Genomic DNA, 15,162 nt, shown 5'->3' with positions numbered 1-15,162 from the left:
ATTAGGGACATGACATGGGAATGAAGATGCCTCACTGGTGGCTCTCGTGCTGCCTGATATCTGTGCCCGCTCTTTGCGCGAACCCGGCGGCAATCATCAATACCGGCCAGCTTCGCGAAACGCAGGAACTCCCCTCGCTCAATGGCCGCGTCGCACCTGCGGCGGGCAAAGCCGCACCCGGTTCATTGCAGCTTGGCGATGCCGTCAACCGCGCCGTCACCTGGCACCCGGCCATCAGCGAAGCCGTGGGGAAACTCTACCAGCAGAGCGAAGAGGTGGACGTCGCTAAATCAAAATACTATCCGCAGATTAATGCCGGCGTGGACAACGGTTATTCCCATGACGGCGACCAGAACGGCTTTACGCCGTCGCTGGTGCTCTCTCTTTCACAAATGCTCTACGACTTTGGCAAAGTGGACAGCCAGGTGCGAGCCGAGAGCGCGGGCGTTGCCCAGCAGCAGGCCAACGTGCTGGTAAGTATCGACACTATTGCCCACGATACCGCTATCGCCATGGTGCAGGTGCAAACCTGGCAGCAGATGGTCGAGACCGCTAAAGAGCAGCTCGACGCCCTCTCCTCCATTGGCAAACTGACCCGTCTGCGTAATGACGAAGGAGCCACGTCGCTCTCTGACGTAGTACAGACCGATGCCCGTATCGAAGGCGCGCGCGCCCAGCTAATGCAGTACCAGGCCAGCCTCGACAGCGCCCGCGCCACGCTGATGAGCTTTCTCGGCTGGAACAGCCTGAACGCCATCGGCAATGACTTTCCGCAAAAGCTGGGCCGGAGCTGCGACATTGCCGAGCCGGATGACCGTCTGGTGCCCGCGGTACTTGCCGCCTGGGCGCAGGCTAACGTCGCCCAGGCGAACCTCGACTACGCCGACGCGCAGATGACGCCCACCGTCTCGCTGGAGCCGGAGGTGCGCCACTACATGAACGATCGCTACGCGGGGAGCGAAACCCGGGATCGCACCCAGTATTCCGCATGGGTGAAAGTGCAGATGCCGCTCTACCAGGGCGGCGGCCTCACCGCCCGGCGTAACGCTGCCGGACACGCGGTGGAGGCGGCGCAGTCCACCGTTCAGCGTACGCGTCTGGACGTCCGCCAGAAGCTGCTGGAAGCCCGCAGCCAGGTGATGAGCCTGCAAAGCACGCTGCAAATCCAGGGCCGCCAGGAAGCCCTCAGCGCCCGCACCCGCGAACTGTACCAGCAGCAGTATCTCGATCTCGGCTCGCGCCCGCTGCTCGACGTGCTTAACGCCGAGCAGGAGGTCTATCAGGCGCGCTTCACCCAGCAGCAGACCCTCGGTCAACTGCACCAGCTGCAGCTCAACTGCCTGTATAACACCGGGCAGCTGCGTCATGCGTTCGATCTTGATAACCGCACCATCCAGACCGTGGAGATCCAGCCATGAAGCAACGCGAAATCCCGCAGGGTGAAATGATGACGGATGAGGCGCTGGCGCAGTGGGCGCAGGCCTTTGGTTTTGTCGCCACGCGCTACCGCGTCGCCTGCTCGCCCGGCGCGCTTATCGCTGGCGCACCGTGGCTGAAAGGCAAACCGATGGTACCCGCCCTCACCCAGCTGGCCCGCGAAGCGGGGCTGTCGTTTCAGCTCCTTACCGACGATCGGCAGGCGATCAACAGCTGGCGTCTGCCGGTGGTGGTGGCGATGAATGACGGCAGGATCGGCGTGATCGAGCATTTCGACGGGGACGATACGCTGGAGGTCAGCTTTTTCGACGATGAGGCCTACACCAACCGGCTGTCGATGACGGCGATGCTGCCCGCTATCCGCCACGTCATTGCCCTGCGTCCACTCGCCGCGCTGAAGGACAGCCGCGTGGACGCCTATATCTCAAAATACCGTCCGGACTGGCTCTACCGGCTGGTGATGCGCGACCTGCGCCCCTACAGCTGGGTCATGCTGGCCGCCCTCTTTATCAACGTGCTGTCGCTCTCCGGGATCGTCTTTTCCATGCAGGTGTACGACCGGGTGATCCCCGCCCAGTCCTACCCGACGCTTTACGTCCTGACTATCGGGGTGCTGATCGCCACGCTGTTTGGCTTTGTGCTGCGCGTGGCGCGCGGGCACATCATGGATCTGCTCGGCAAGCGCTCGGACATGCGCGTTTCGGATCGCGTCTTCGGCCACGCGCTGCGGCTGCGCAACAGCGCGATCCCCCGCTCCACCGGCAGCTTTATCTCTCAGCTGCGCGAACTGGAGCAGATCCGCGAGATGGTGACCTCGTCCACCATCTCGACGATTGTTGATCTGCCCTTCTTTCTCCTGTTCGTGGTGGTACTGGCGATCATCGCCCCGCAGCTGGCGTGGATCGCCCCGGTCGCGGCGGTGATCATGGTCCTGCCCGGCCTGCTGCTGCAGAAGAAGCTGGCGGAGCTGGCAAAGCAGTCGGCCCATGAATCAACCCTGCGCAACGCGGTGCTGGTGGAGAGCGTGCAGGGCCTGGAGGACATCAAGCTGATGCAGGCGGAAAACCGCTTTTTGCAGCAGTGGAACAGCTATATCCAGATCACCGCCGAATCCGGCCTGCGCACCCGCGAGGTGACGCAGAACCTGATCAGCTGGGGGATGACCATTCAGAGCCTGGTTTACGCCGCCGTGATTGTGGTCGGCGCCCCGATGGTGATCGACGGCACCCTGACCACCGGCTCGGTGGTCGCCGCGTCAATGCTGGCCTCCCGCATGATCGCCCCAATGGCGACACTGTGCGGCGTGCTGGCGCGCTGGCAGCAGGTCAAAGCGGCAAAAGAGGGGCTGGACAGCATCATGCAGCTTCCCACCGAAAACCAGCGCGAGGAGACGCCGATCCGCCAGGACGTGCTGCGCGGTCACTACCTCTTCGAGCAGGCGCAGTTCCGCTATCAGCCGGACGATCCGCGCATGGCGCTGCGCATTAACCGGCTGGAGATCCGGCCGGGAGAAAAAGTGGCGATCCTCGGGCGCAACGGCGCGGGCAAATCCACCCTGCTGCAGGCCATGGCGGGCGGGATGGATCTGGCGGCCGGCGAGCTGCGGCTTGATAACTTCAGCCTGCCGCATCTCGACGTCGCCGACGTCCGGCGCAACGTCGGCTTTATGACCCAGAACGCCCGGCTGTTTTACGGCACCCTGCGCGAAAACATCACCCTCGGCATGCCGCGCGCTACCGACGAAGAGATTTTCGAGGCGCTGGAGCTGACCGGCGCGGCAGGCTTCGTGCAGAAGCTGCCCAAGGGGCTGGACTACCCGATCATGGAAAACGGCGTGGGATTATCCGGCGGGCAACGCCAGTCGATTCTGCTGGCGCGAATGCTCCTGCGCGATCCGAATATTGTGCTGATGGATGAACCCACCGCGTCGCTGGACGAGCACACCGAGCGGGAATTCATCCAGCGCCTGGGCGACTGGCTCGGGCATCGCACCCTGATTGTCGCCACGCATCGCGTACCGGTGCTGGAACTGGTGGAGCGCGTCGTGGTGTTGAAAGAGGGGATGCTGGTGATGGACGCGCCAAAGGCCCAGGCGCTGAACAACAGCCGTATGCAGCAGCAGCAGCAACAGGCAGCAACCGGACGGGAGTGGAAAAATGAAAATCAGTCAGCGTGACGTGGCGGCAATGGACGATCTGGATAACGCCCTCGACTCCGAAAGTGGCTACACCGGCGCGCGTCGGATCGTGATCTTCTCGCTGCTGATGTTTGTGGTGCTGGGCGTCTGGGCGTGGTTTGGCGTGCTGGATGAGGTATCAACCGGCTCGGGTAAAGTGATCCCCAGCTCGCGCGAGCAGGTCTTACAGTCTCTCGACGGCGGGATCCTCACCGAGCTGAACGTCCACGAGGGCGATCAGGTGCAGGCCGGACAAGTGCTGGCGCGGCTCGATCCGACGCGTTCCGAATCGAACGTCGGCGAAAGCGCGGCGCGCTACCGGGCCTCACTGGCCTCCAGCGCCCGCCTGTACGCCGAGGTGAACGATCTCCCGCTGAAGTTCCCCCCTTCGCTGGCGAAATGGCCGGATCTGATTGCTGACGAAACGCGCCTCTACAACTCCCGCCGCGCGCAGCTGGAGGATACCCAGCGGGAGCTGCGCGCCGCGTTAGATCTCGCCAACAAGGAGCTGGCCATCACCCAGCGGCTGGTCAAAACCGGCGCCGCCAGCCACGTGGAGGTGCTGCGCCTGCAGCGGCAGAAAAGCGATCTGGAGCTGAAGCTCACCGACGTACGCTCGCAGTATTACGTTCAGGCCCGGGAGGCGTTATCCAAGGCCAACGCGGAGGTGGATATGGTTTCAGCGATCCTCAAAGGCCGCCAGGATTCCGTGACCCGTCTGACGGTAAAATCCCCGGTACGCGGGATCGTGAAAAACATCAAGGTCACCACCATCGGCGGCGTGATCCCTCCCAACGGCGAGCTGATGGAGATTGTGCCGGTGGACGATCACCTGCTGATTGAAACCCGCCTGTCGCCGCGCGATATCGCCTTTATCCACCCGAACCAGGAGGCGCTGGTCAAAATCACCGCCTACGACTACGCCATTTACGGCGGCCTGCACGGCGTGGTGGAGACGATATCCCCGGATACCATCCAGGACGAAGCCAAGCCGGAGGTGTTCTATTACCGGGTATTCATCCGCACCAGCCAGGATTACCTGGTCAATAAGGCGGGCAGGCACTTCTCGATTGTGCCCGGGATGATTGCGACGGTGGACATTAAGACCGGAGAGAAAACGGTGCTGGATTATCTGATCAAGCCGTTTAACCGCGCGAAAGAGGCGCTGCGGGAGCGGTAATCAATCGCCGGGTAGCGGCGCCGCCTTACCCGGCCTACATACCCGGAGGCCCTTGCAAGCGCAGCGCCGCAGGGTATTAAACCGTACGCCAGAACTGGAACCTACCTCGGAGTATTAATCTTTAGCCATGCATCCCACTTCCCTTCAGCCATCGCCCTGGTAATATTAACCGCAGACAAAAACGCACTTGCGCACAGTGCGGGAGTGCATTACTATCCAATCAGCTTCAAGGACTGGAGCTCAGCACCATTATGATTAGTTATTTTCGGGATCAATGGCTTGAGGATTTTTTTCTTTACGGCAGATCGAGCAATGTTATTCCTGCAAATCTGGAAACAGCGCTTGCGAGAAAGCTCGATATCATCAGGGCAGCAACCTCGCACAGAGATTTGCGATCGCCACCGGGCAATATGTATGAAGCATTGAATCCTCCGCTGAAGGGATATTCCTCAATCCGGGTAAACAGGCAATACAGGCTCGTATTTCGCTGGACAGAGGGTAAAGCAGAAGATCTCTACCTCTCACCACACAAGTACACGCAACACAAGTGAGGCATCACCCATGACACTTCAACAGGCACTCCGCAAACCCACCACGCCGGGCGACGTGTTGCAGTATGAGTATCTTGAACCGCTCAATCTGAAAATCAGCGATCTGGCGGAGATGCTCAATGTTCACCGCAACACCATCAGCGCGCTGGTCAATAACAATCGCAAACTTACTGCCGATATGGCGATCAAACTGGCAAAAGCCTTTGATACCACGATTGAATTTTGGCTGAACTTACAGCTGAACGTCGATATCTGGGAAGCGCAATCTAACTCCAGGACTCAGGAGGAGCTAAGCCGTATAAAGACCGTTGCGGAAGTTATGGCTAAGCGAAAATCTGGCCAGCCGGATGTTGCCTGATTCGGTAAACACTTCACCTATCAATACTTTTAATCGTTAAAAGAGCTGGATCTCAACGCAGCCACGCGTATTACCTTCGCCCAAAAGGGCCTTCTTTAATCGCCCACTGCCCCGGCGTTTTACCGGTCCATGCTCTGAAAATCTCAATAAATGCGCTGACGCTGCTGTAGCCGCAGGACAGCGCAATCCACCCTACCGGCTTCCCCGCCGCCAGCCACTCCATTGCCCGCATAACGCGTGCCAGCTGCCGCCAGTTAACAAAGTTCATTCCGGTCTGGGCGCTAAACCGACGGTTGAACGTACGCACGCTCATCCCAGCATGAGTAGCATGGCTCTCGACTGTCTGGTTATCATCGACAAACTGCAGCAAATGGCTAACCACTTTCTTCAGACGCGGATCCGTCGGCACGGGCAGAGAAAAGCGAGCCTGGGGCGTCAGGACAAGCTCATCCAGCAGCAAAGTAAGCTTTCGCGGATCGTACTCGCTCTCTGCATCGCATAAACGGGAAAACAGTGCATGGGTGAGATCGTCGGGCTCGAACAGAGCGGGCGCATCGGGAAGCATTGCGCACCCGGCGGGGTCAAGATAGATAGCGCAGCCATCTATTGCACTTTCGGAAAAAGCGGCGTGCTGCTGATCCGGAGGGATCCAGCCAATGTGTTTTGCCGGTACGACCGAACGCGCCTGCGGCGTCTCAATGACCAGCAACCCCGTTGCAATGCGCCACAGCTGGCCGGTGCGATGACTGTGCCAGGGCGTTCGATACCCGCCGGGATGAAGGAGCGCTTCAATACTGACCATATCATTTTGACCGAAAATCGTTATTCTTCGGCATATTAGAGAAACTGCGACTTCGGCTGTCAAGGATAATGGTGATTCAACCACATAAGGAGCCCGCATGAGCATTATCACGTCCCTGATAGCCGACACCGACAACGCCGCGCAGCGCGAAAAGATGGCCTGCCTGTTAACCCGCTTATTCAACGGCGATATCGATCCGGCAGAAGTATTTACGCCCGATTACCAGCAGTTTACGGACGGTCACGCGCTTGACTACCGGGGTTTTATCCAGCATCTGAGCCACGTCAGCTCGCAGATCCGCGCGATCGCCTTTGTCGTGGTGGAGATAGCCTGTCATGACGAACTTCTGGCTGACCGGCATATCGTGACGGTCACGTATCCCGATGGTCGTCAGGCAGAGATCGAGGTTTACCTGTTTGCCGCGCTGCGTGAAGGGAAAATCTGGCGGATCCATGAAGTCACGCGAGCACTCAGCGGCGATGCTGCAGATCGCACGCTGGCACACGCGACAAAATAACCTTACTCCGCCGGGCGCGGTGCGGCGCTGTTATACACGCCAATATAACGCGCAAATTTCCCGAGAAACACACCGGCAAACACGCCGCCGGAGACGATCGCCAGCGCGCTCATGGCGGGCTGCTGCATCGTCTGGGGAGAGACAGCGCTCATCACGCCCATGACGTACTTCACGCCGAACGCCAGCATCATAAACGGCAGCGCGGTGTAGTCTGCCTGACGGTAAAGGCTGCGCGGCGCCTCTGCGCGGGTGATAACCGCCTGCTTAATCAGGAAATACCCCAGCGCGGCCCCGGCGAGGATCCCCGCCGTCCACAATGCGACAGTTCCGGGCGTCAGCGTGCGGTAGACCACCAGATCGTAGATATCCCAGATTAGAAATATTGCCGGAATGATGGCAAGCCTCTCCAGCGTAACGGTGGCAGGCCTGCGGGCTTTAATGCCGCGAGAGATAAGGAAGATAAAAAGCACCCACACCCAGGCGGGCGTGTGCGTAACGACACCGAACAGAAATTCAAACATGGAGATCTCCATGGACGATCGCGGCCCGAGCCGCCTGAACGCGTATTGCGCATAACGGCAGGAAAGCCATTATGCGCAGGTCTTTTACAGCGATTTTTTCAGGCGTTGAACCGCTTCCTTCAGCTCTTCATCCGTTGGCGTGACAAACGACATACGCAGCGTTGAATGGTCTGGCTCATTGCAGTAGAAAAATTCGCCCGGCACAAATACTACGCCGTTACTTAACGTTTTTTCCAGCCAGCGAGTGGTATTACTCCCATTTTTCATAGTCGCCCACAGGAACATGCCGCCCTTCGGCTTGTGGAATGACATTACATCGCCCAGCTCGGCCTCCAGCTCGGTTGCGAAGGTCTGGTATTTCTGGCGATAGGCTTCGCGGATCGTTTTAATCTGATCGGGCAGACGACCGGTTTTCAGGTATTCATACGTCATCAGCTGCGACAGCGTGCTGGTGTGCAGATCGGTGGTTTGCTTAAGGTTCACCACCGCGCGCTTCAGCCATTCCGGCACCAGCACCCAGCCTACGCGAGTCCCCGGCGCGAGAATTTTGGAGAAGGTCGAGGTATACACCACGTTCTCTTCGTTGCCGATATCTTTGGCATGGGCAATTAACGGACGGAAAACTTCATCGGTATAATTAATTTCGCTGTACGGATCGTCTTCAATAATGACGAAATCATAGCGCTTCGATAATTCCACCAGCTGTTTGCGACGCGCCTCAGAAAGGGTTACCCCGCCAGGGTTGCCAAACGTCGGAACAATATAGACCGCTTTGATGGTTTTATTTGCCGCCAGCGCTTCAAGCTCGTCGACCTTCATGCCGTCGCCATCGGTGCCAACGGATTCAAAATTCGCCTGCGCCAGGCCAAATACCTGCAGCGCAGCAAGATAGGTTGGACGCTCAACCACAACGGTATCGCCCGGGTTAATTAATGCACGCGCCAGCACGTCGAGGGACTGCTGCGAACCGGAGGTCACGACCACATCATCCGCCTTGCAGCGGATCCCACGCCCTTCACAGATGCGCTGAATTTCTTCCCGCAGCCCCGGTACACCTTCGGTCAGACCGTACTGAAAGGCCTCACCAAAATGCTGTGATAATACGGCATCAGCGGCAATTTTCAGCCCTTCGTGATCGAACAGGGCCGGGTTAGGGATCCCCCCACCCAGCGAAATGACGCCGGCCATTTTGCTATGTTTTAATAATTCACGGATGGCAGATGATTGCAGGCCCTGCGCGCTGCTGGCGAGTTTATTCACAGACATTCTTTGCATACCTTCTTTTTTATAGTGTGCCCAATCTTAGCAGAATATGGGCGATAAATTCCGTTAGCTTAGGGAGAGGTCGTAAATCCTGACGCCACAGCAAATGCACGGGTCTCGGCGCCGGAATGTACTTCTCCAGCACCCGCACCAGCCTGCCGCTTTCCAGATCTTCCGCCACCAGCATCTCCGGCTGCAGCAGCAGTCCCGCGCAGGCTCTCGCGGCCATCCGCAGCCCGTAGCCGTCATTACATCTCAAGACCGCATCCCGTTTCCAGCGCACCTCGCCTTCGATGCCCGGCAGCCGCCACTCGTTGCGCGCGGTCCACACGCTGTGGGACAGGCAGAGATGATCCACCAGATCGGCAGGGGTTTGCGGCGTACCGTAGCGCGCCAGATAGTCCGGCGCGGCGCAGATCACCATCCGGTAAGGGCAGAGGTATTTCGCCACCAGATCGTCGTTGTGAATGTCGCCAATGCGAATGGCCAGATCGATACCTTCCTCCACCAGATCCACCATACGATTGGTGAGATCAAGCTCGATGCGCACTTCCGGGTAGCGTTGTAAAAAAGAGGCCGTAAGCGGCGCGATCGCGCTGCCGCCAAACGAGGTGGGCGCCGTCACGCGCAGGGTGCCGGACGGCGCGGCACGCAGGCGTTCCACCGCGCTTTCGGCAATCGCCACCTGCTCCAGCACCCGCTTCGCCTCGTCGAAATAGACCCGTCCGGCGTCGGTCAGGCTCTGGCGCCGCGTGTTACGCTCCAGCAGGCGGTTGCCGAGCTGTGATTCCAGCAGCGCAACGTATTTCCCCACCATTACCGCCGACATCTCCAGCCGTGCCGCCGCGCCGGTAAAGCTGCCGCTTTCCACCACCGCAATAAAGGTCTCCATGCTGCGAAGCTTATCCATATTCCAAACCCCTGGTTAGCAATCTTCTAACTTTAGCCCAGTTTATCTCCATTTTTATTTATTAAAGAATGGAGGCTCACAACATAAGGAGTCGGATATGAAAATCGTCATTATTGGTGCCAGCGGTACGGTCGGTCGTGCGGTAACGGAAGAGCTGAGTCGTCGCCACGAGGTCATCCGCGTCGGCCGCACGCAGGGCGACGAGCAGGTGGATATCACCTCGCAGGCGAGCGTCCAGGCGCTGTTTGAGAAAATCGGCCCGGTGGATGCGATTGTCTCCGCCAGCGGTGGCCTTTACTTTGGCCCACTCGCGACCATGAAGGACAGCGACTTCAACCAGGGCCTGCAGGACAAGCTGCTCGGGCAGGTGCGCCTGGCGCTGACCGGCCAGCATTATCTGAACGAAGGCGGCTCTATTACGCTGATAAGCGGCATCGTGGCGCACGAGCCAATTGCCCAGGGCGTGAATGCCACCACGGTAAATGCGGCGCTGGAAGGGTTTGTCCGCGCCGCAGCCTGCGAGCTGCCGCGCGGGATCCGCATCAACCTGATTAGCCCGACGGTCCTCACCGAATCCGTCGAGACGTACGATGGCTTCTTCCCGGGCTTTGAGAGCGTTCCCGCCGCGACCGTGGCGCAGGCCTATCGCCGCAGCGTGGAAGGTGTACAGAGCGGGCGCGTGTATAAGGTGGGTTACTGAGCCTTACGGGCGGCGATCAGCACCAGCATCGGGCGTTCTGCCTCTTCGGCCAATGCAGGCCAGGCGTCAATCTGCGCCTGCGCTGGCCCCCACTCGTTGACGTCGCTTATCGTTAATCCTGCCCCGATCAGCGCGTTAAGCGTGGTGCCGAGCGTGCGGTGGTATTTCACCACTCCGTCCGCCAGCCAGTTGCTGACGCGTTTGCCTTCGTCCTGATAATGGTTTACGCCCCAGAACCGCTCGCCGTTATCGTCGGTCAGCCAGCCCTGACGGGTGGCGCAGGTGTATATCGGGTGCTCCATCGAAAAGACCAGGCTGCCGCCGGGCTTGAGCGCGCGCTGAACCCTGGCGAATAGCGTGTCCAGTTCCGGCAGGTAGTGCAGCGCCAGCGAGCTATAGACCAGATCGAGGCTGTTCTCGTTGAGCTTAAGAGATTCCAGATCGCTACGCTGATAGTGAATCTGTGGGTCAGCGGTAAGCTCCGCTGCGCGGGCGAGCATCTTTTCTGAGATATCGACCCCCGTGACGTCAGCAGCGCCCAGCTCGCGCGCCGCGCGGCAGAACCAGCCGTAGCCGCAGCCGAGATCGACAACCGATTTACCGGTTAAATCGGGCAGCATGGCCTTAAGCGCGGGCCACTCCGGCGCGCCGTCCAGCCCCTGCACCGAGCGTGGAAGCTGGGCGTAGCCTTCAAAAAACGCCGGATTGTCGTAGATGTTTTGTGCCATGGCAGATCCCTCTTTAAGAATGTGACTTCCAGTATAAAGCATTGCCTGCGGCCTGATGCCTTCATCCCCCTCTCCCACAGGGAGAGGGAGAAATGCACGTCAACCCACCGAGCCCCAGACAAGATTGCCCTTATGGAACGTCGCGGTGCGCGGTGAAATGCGCGCCACTGCCTCGGCGGAGCAGGAGGCATCCACCAGCACAAAGCTGGCGTCGTCCTGCGCTTTCGGCCACACGCGTTCGCCTTTGTCGTTCAGCGGCAGCACGTCGCCGGTGGCGATACCGAGCGCGCGGGAGAGCGTCTGCTCGTTCGGGCGGATATAGAGCTGGGCGTAGAGATTCGCTTTTTCCAGCATGTCCCCCAGACCGTACGGCGACCAGTGATCGATTACGCTGTCGGTCCCCGTCATCACGAACACGCCCTTCTCGCGCAGCTGCTTCAGCGGCATATGCAGGGTGCCAATCGGCACGGTGGAGGCGATGGTCACCTGCTGCGCCGCCATGCGGGTGGCGATCTCATCCACCTGCTGCTCGTTGAGCGTCGCCAGCGCAAAGGCGTGGCTGATGGTCAGCTTGCCCTTCAGCTCCGGCGTTTTCTCCACGGTCTCGACCATGTAATTCACCGCCGCCACGCCCGCCGGGCTGGTTTCGTGAAGGTGAATGTCCACCCCTTTGTCGTAGTCCAGCGCAATCTGGAACATGGTGTCGAGGGATTTCTCCATCGCGCCGTCGACGTTGGTTGGATCCAGCCCGCCCACGTAGTGCGCCCCGGCCTGCATCGCCTCGCGCATCAGCTTTTCGGAGTTCGACAGCAGCAGCCCGTGCTGCGGAAAAGCGACAATTTCGCAGTCAAAGCCGGGCTTACGGCGCGATAAAACCGCCTGCAGGTTTTCCAGATTCTTCAGGCCGGAAACCGGCTCGATATTGCAGTGGCTGCGGGCGATGGTGGAGCCTTTCGACTGGATCAGATCGATCAGCTTTTCCGCACGCTCCTGGGTGTAGGGCTGTAGCTTCGGCAGCAGCTTCTGCTCGAGGCGGATCATATCCTGAATCGTCGTGCCCGCCGGGCGGTTCAGGGAGCGCCACGGACCGCCGTAAAAGGTTTTATCCAGGTGAATGTGCATATCGCGCATCGCCGGGAGCATCAGCTTGCCGCCTGCATCGTAGTGCGGCAGCGTGGCGTCGGCGTGGCGCTTGTTGTCGCGCAGGGCGACGAACTTCCCGTCGTTAATCTCCAGCGTTTTCAGTTCGGTGCGGGTGCTCGTCGCCACACCGCCGTCGACGTTGAACCCGGCTTCGAGCAGCACGTTGTCCAGATAGTAATGTTTCGCGGTGATGCTCATCGGTTTGCCCGTCTCGCAGGTTGGCTTCGCGGAGTCAGCAGCATACGCGACGGATCCGGTGGCGCCAAACAGCGCGCAGGCGGTGACCATTTTGCCGCTCTGGCTAATAAACTCGCGGCGGCTTTTGTTTTCACTCATCTTATTCTCCCTTCATTAACGATATGGGTGCCGGTTTCCCCGCGCAGCGCCGCGGGCAGGCAGTCCGGCGAGGTGATGATCACGCGCCTGCCGCCGTGGTGTAAAAATTCCAGCGAGGCGACGATTTTGGGCAGCATGCTGCCCGCCGGGAAGTGGCCCTCTTCCCTGTAGCGCGTCATCTGCGCCACGCTGACGGTGTCCAGCGCCTGCTGGTTCGGCTTGCCGAAGTTGATGCAAACCTTCTCCACGCCGGTGGTGATCACCAGCACGTCGGCGCCGATCTCGCGCGCCAGCAGCGCGGTGGAGAGATCTTTATCAATCACCGCATCGACGCTCTGGTAGTCGCCCTGCTCGCTGCGAATCACGGGTATTCCGCCGCCGCCCGCGCCGATCACCACAAAGCCTTTTTGCGTCAGAGCCTTGATGGCATCCGCCTCGACGATCCGCAGCGGCTGGGGTGAAGCCACCACGCGACGGTAGCCACGGCCTGAATCCTCGACAAAATGCCAGTCCGGGTGTGCGCGCTGCTGCTCGTCGCGCTGCGCCTCGGTGAAGAACGCACCGATAGGTTTGGTAGGGTGAGTAAAGCCCGGATCGTTTTTATCCACCTCCACCTGCGTGACGACCGTGACCGCTTTTTGCTCCCCGCGCGCGGCCAGGCGATTGTTGAGCGCCTGCTGGATCAGGTAGCCAATCCCGCCCTGCGTGTCCGCCACGCAGTTTGCCAGCGGGGTCAGCGGCAGCCCTTCCCGCTCGTGGGCGATTTCGGCGCGGCGCAGATCCAGCCCCACCTGGGGGCCGTTACCGTGGGTGAGCACGATGTCATAGTCGGAGGCCAGCATTTCGAGCACCGACTCTGCCACCGCTTTCACCGCCTGCGCCTGATGTTCAACCGACTGGCTGGCGTTGTCTTTGATAATGCTGTTACCGCCGATGGCGACGACCATAAGCTCTTTCATTTTGTGTCCTTTAGAAGGTGCGTTCTGGTGCCCTCACCCCGGCCCTCTCCCACAGGGAGAGGGGGAGTGACAGAGATATCCAGCACATGCTTCACCACAAACATGCCGCCCATCATCAGATACGCGGTGACGAACATCAGCGAACTGCCCTCGGCAAATCCCACCACCGGAGCGTGGATCACGCCAAACAGCGCCAGCAGTGCACCACCCGCAGCGGCGACAGCTCCGCGCAGCGGCTTGTTGATGATGGCGAAGATGGCGATACAGCCCCACAGCATGCTGGCGAGCGGCGCGCCGTTGCCGAGATGCACCAGGCCTTCGTAGTAAATTCCTTTGCTGTGCAGCACGTCGGTGCCGATCTTCGCCGCGCTGGTGCCCGCCGCCCCCATCACGCTGTTCATCATGGTCAGCGCCCAGTTGGCGATCCACGGGAACAGGCAGATGAAGATCACCGGTACCTCCACTTTGGGCGTTTCCCTTACCACCTGGTTGGCGGTGACCACGCCGATAAACACCAGAATCGGCACGATGGCGGTCATTGGAATGATGGCGAGCATAAACGCCCCCAGTCCGAACAGCGGCACGATGAACATGGTCACGCCGGAGGCCAGCGTGTAGCCGATGCTCGCACCCATCGCTTTCCAGCCAGGGTGGCCGACGTAGACCGTCACCGGGAAGGGGTTCCCCATCAGGCAGCCGAGCATCGACGCCAGGCCGTTCGCCAGCATGACTTTACGCGTCGGGTATTCATCCCCCGCCGCGTGGGCGCTTTCGATGTTCTCCAGGTCAAAGATGTAGTTCGCCAGCCCCAGCGGCACGGCAGAGGCAAGATACGGCAGCGCGTGCGGCAGGCCCTGCATAAAGCTGTCCACGTGCACTTCCGGCGGGTTAAAGCCGAAGGATGACATAGACGCTTTAATCGCTTCCGGGCTTTGCAGACCGGAGATCCACGCCAGTGCCGTACCGGCAATCAGCAGCAGCAGACCGGTCGGGATACGGGCGAAAATCGGCTTTTTACCGAACCAGTTGATGAAGATCAGCAGCAATACGATAAACGACACGGTCGGCGCTTCGAACGCCTGAAGCATCGGGTTCATCGCCAGCAGCAGCAGGCCCAAACCGGAGAGGCACGACAGCAGCACGGTACGCGGGATCATCTTGCGGATGGTTTCACCGAGGAACGAACCGCCCGCGAGGATCATCGCCTCCACGAAGCACCACACCAGGCCAATCTGGATCGCGAAGTCCGCATCGCCGGTTTGCTGATAAACCGGCATCAGGACCAGGAAGGTCACGGTAAAAATCGACGGCGCGCTCGGGCCGGACGGTAGCGCGGTCACGTCCGTTCGTCCGGTGGCGCGCGCCATCTGCATGCCGAACCAGGCGTAGCAAATACTCGCCACCAGCACCGCCAGCCCGAAGGCTGGCGCGATGCGTCCATAAACAATCTCCTTCGGGATGCCGACGACAAAAATGAGCAGCCCCATCATGGTCAGCAAATTGGTCAGGTTGTTGGTCATCAACCCGAAATACGCCGCCCAGTCACCTCTTTTCCACTCCAGCTTCATGTTTTTCATGGAT

General features: G+C 59.9%; 15 protein-coding genes. 7 read left to right on the top strand and 8 right to left on the bottom strand.

The genetic code is table 11. The features are described from left to right. Positions 1-14: 14 nt before the first annotated feature. The 5 genes from LA04_RS02305 to LA04_RS02285 all read left to right on the top strand — a co-directional run bounded on the left by LA04_RS02305 (position 15) and on the right by LA04_RS02285 (position 5,702). A complete protein-coding gene (locus LA04_RS02305) occupies positions 15-1,418 on the top strand; it encodes a TolC family outer membrane protein (RefSeq protein ID WP_047650332.1) in 1,404 nt (467 codons plus the stop codon). Then, positions 1,415-3,613, top strand: coding sequence for a type I secretion system permease/ATPase (locus tag LA04_RS02300; RefSeq protein WP_047650331.1), 2,199 nt, complete (start codon positions 1,415-1,417; stop codon positions 3,611-3,613). The genes LA04_RS02305 and LA04_RS02300 overlap by 4 nt, the downstream gene beginning before the upstream one ends. A 10-nt stretch (positions 3,614-3,623) precedes the next feature. Continuing rightward, complete coding sequence (locus LA04_RS02295) at positions 3,624-4,793, top strand: HlyD family efflux transporter periplasmic adaptor subunit (RefSeq protein ID WP_086374946.1); 1,170 nt, start codon at positions 3,624-3,626, stop codon at positions 4,791-4,793. A 251-nt stretch (positions 4,794-5,044) separates the two neighbouring features. Next, positions 5,045-5,344: a type II toxin-antitoxin system RelE/ParE family toxin gene (locus tag LA04_RS02290; protein WP_033146338.1), complete on the top strand. Its 300-nt coding sequence runs from the start codon at positions 5,045-5,047 to the stop codon at positions 5,342-5,344. Between the two features lie 10 nt (positions 5,345-5,354). Beyond that, positions 5,355-5,702, top strand: a complete 348-nt coding sequence (locus LA04_RS02285; protein ID WP_047650330.1) for a HigA family addiction module antitoxin — start codon at positions 5,355-5,357, stop codon at positions 5,700-5,702. Positions 5,703-5,772: 70 nt separating this feature from the next. Here the strand turns inward: LA04_RS02285 and LA04_RS02280 are convergent, their stop codons facing one another. Continuing rightward, entirely contained in the window at positions 5,773-6,504 is a 732-nt protein-coding gene (locus LA04_RS02280) for an AraC family transcriptional regulator (protein ID WP_047650329.1), read from the bottom strand. A gap of 97 nt (positions 6,505-6,601) precedes the next feature. Here LA04_RS02280 and LA04_RS02275 point away from each other — a divergent pair, with 97 nt between their 5' ends. Continuing rightward, on the top strand, positions 6,602-7,021 hold the full coding sequence (locus LA04_RS02275; protein ID WP_047650328.1) for a nuclear transport factor 2 family protein: 420 nt from the start codon (positions 6,602-6,604) through the stop codon (positions 7,019-7,021). A 2-nt stretch (positions 7,022-7,023) separates the two neighbouring features. Here LA04_RS02275 and LA04_RS02270 read toward each other — a convergent pair whose 3' ends face one another. The 3 genes from LA04_RS02270 to LA04_RS02260 all read right to left on the bottom strand — a co-directional run bounded on the left by LA04_RS02270 (position 7,024) and on the right by LA04_RS02260 (position 9,715). Beyond that, positions 7,024-7,542, bottom strand: coding sequence for a DUF6622 family protein (locus LA04_RS02270; RefSeq protein ID WP_047650327.1), 519 nt, complete (start codon positions 7,540-7,542; stop codon positions 7,024-7,026). A gap of 84 nt (positions 7,543-7,626) precedes the next feature. Continuing rightward, on the bottom strand, positions 7,627-8,808 hold the full coding sequence (locus LA04_RS02265) for an aminotransferase-like domain-containing protein (protein WP_047650326.1): 1,182 nt from the start codon (positions 8,806-8,808) through the stop codon (positions 7,627-7,629). A 19-nt stretch (positions 8,809-8,827) separates the two neighbouring features. Then, positions 8,828-9,715 carry a LysR family transcriptional regulator gene (locus LA04_RS02260; protein WP_047650325.1) on the bottom strand — a complete coding sequence of 296 codons (888 nt, stop codon included), beginning with the start codon at positions 9,713-9,715 and terminating at the stop codon, positions 8,828-8,830. Between the two features lie 97 nt (positions 9,716-9,812). Between LA04_RS02260 and LA04_RS02255 the strand changes: the two genes are divergently transcribed. Continuing rightward, complete coding sequence (locus LA04_RS02255) at positions 9,813-10,415, top strand: short chain dehydrogenase (protein WP_023308908.1); 603 nt, start codon at positions 9,813-9,815, stop codon at positions 10,413-10,415. Here LA04_RS02255 and LA04_RS02250 read toward each other — a convergent pair. The 4 genes from LA04_RS02250 to LA04_RS02235 all read right to left on the bottom strand — a co-directional run bounded on the left by LA04_RS02250 (position 10,409) and on the right by LA04_RS02235 (position 15,158). Next, positions 10,409-11,143, bottom strand: a complete 735-nt coding sequence (locus tag LA04_RS02250; RefSeq protein WP_047650324.1) for a class I SAM-dependent methyltransferase — start codon at positions 11,141-11,143, stop codon at positions 10,409-10,411. The two genes, LA04_RS02255 and LA04_RS02250, sit on opposite strands and share 7 nt — an antisense overlap. A 99-nt stretch (positions 11,144-11,242) precedes the next feature. Continuing rightward, positions 11,243-12,622 (bottom strand): amidohydrolase family protein, encoded by a 1,380-nt coding sequence (locus LA04_RS02245; RefSeq protein WP_047650323.1) that lies wholly within the window; start codon positions 12,620-12,622, stop codon positions 11,243-11,245. Then, positions 12,619-13,581 (bottom strand): carbamate kinase family protein, encoded by a 963-nt coding sequence (locus LA04_RS02240; RefSeq protein ID WP_047650322.1) that lies wholly within the window; start codon positions 13,579-13,581, stop codon positions 12,619-12,621. The genes LA04_RS02245 and LA04_RS02240 overlap by 4 nt, the downstream gene beginning before the upstream one ends. Further along, positions 13,578-15,158 (bottom strand): hypothetical protein, encoded by a 1,581-nt coding sequence (locus LA04_RS02235; RefSeq protein ID WP_047650321.1) that lies wholly within the window; start codon positions 15,156-15,158, stop codon positions 13,578-13,580. The genes LA04_RS02240 and LA04_RS02235 overlap by 4 nt, the downstream gene beginning before the upstream one ends. Positions 15,159-15,162 lie beyond the last annotated feature (4 nt).

The sequence above is a fragment of the Enterobacter sp. UCD-UG_FMILLET genome, assembly GCF_000762975.1.
GTDB lineage: Bacteria > Pseudomonadota > Gammaproteobacteria > Enterobacterales > Enterobacteriaceae > Enterobacter > Enterobacter dykesii.
The sequence above is the reverse complement of the archived record's forward strand: the minus strand, read 5'-3'. Positions and strand labels throughout refer to the sequence as shown.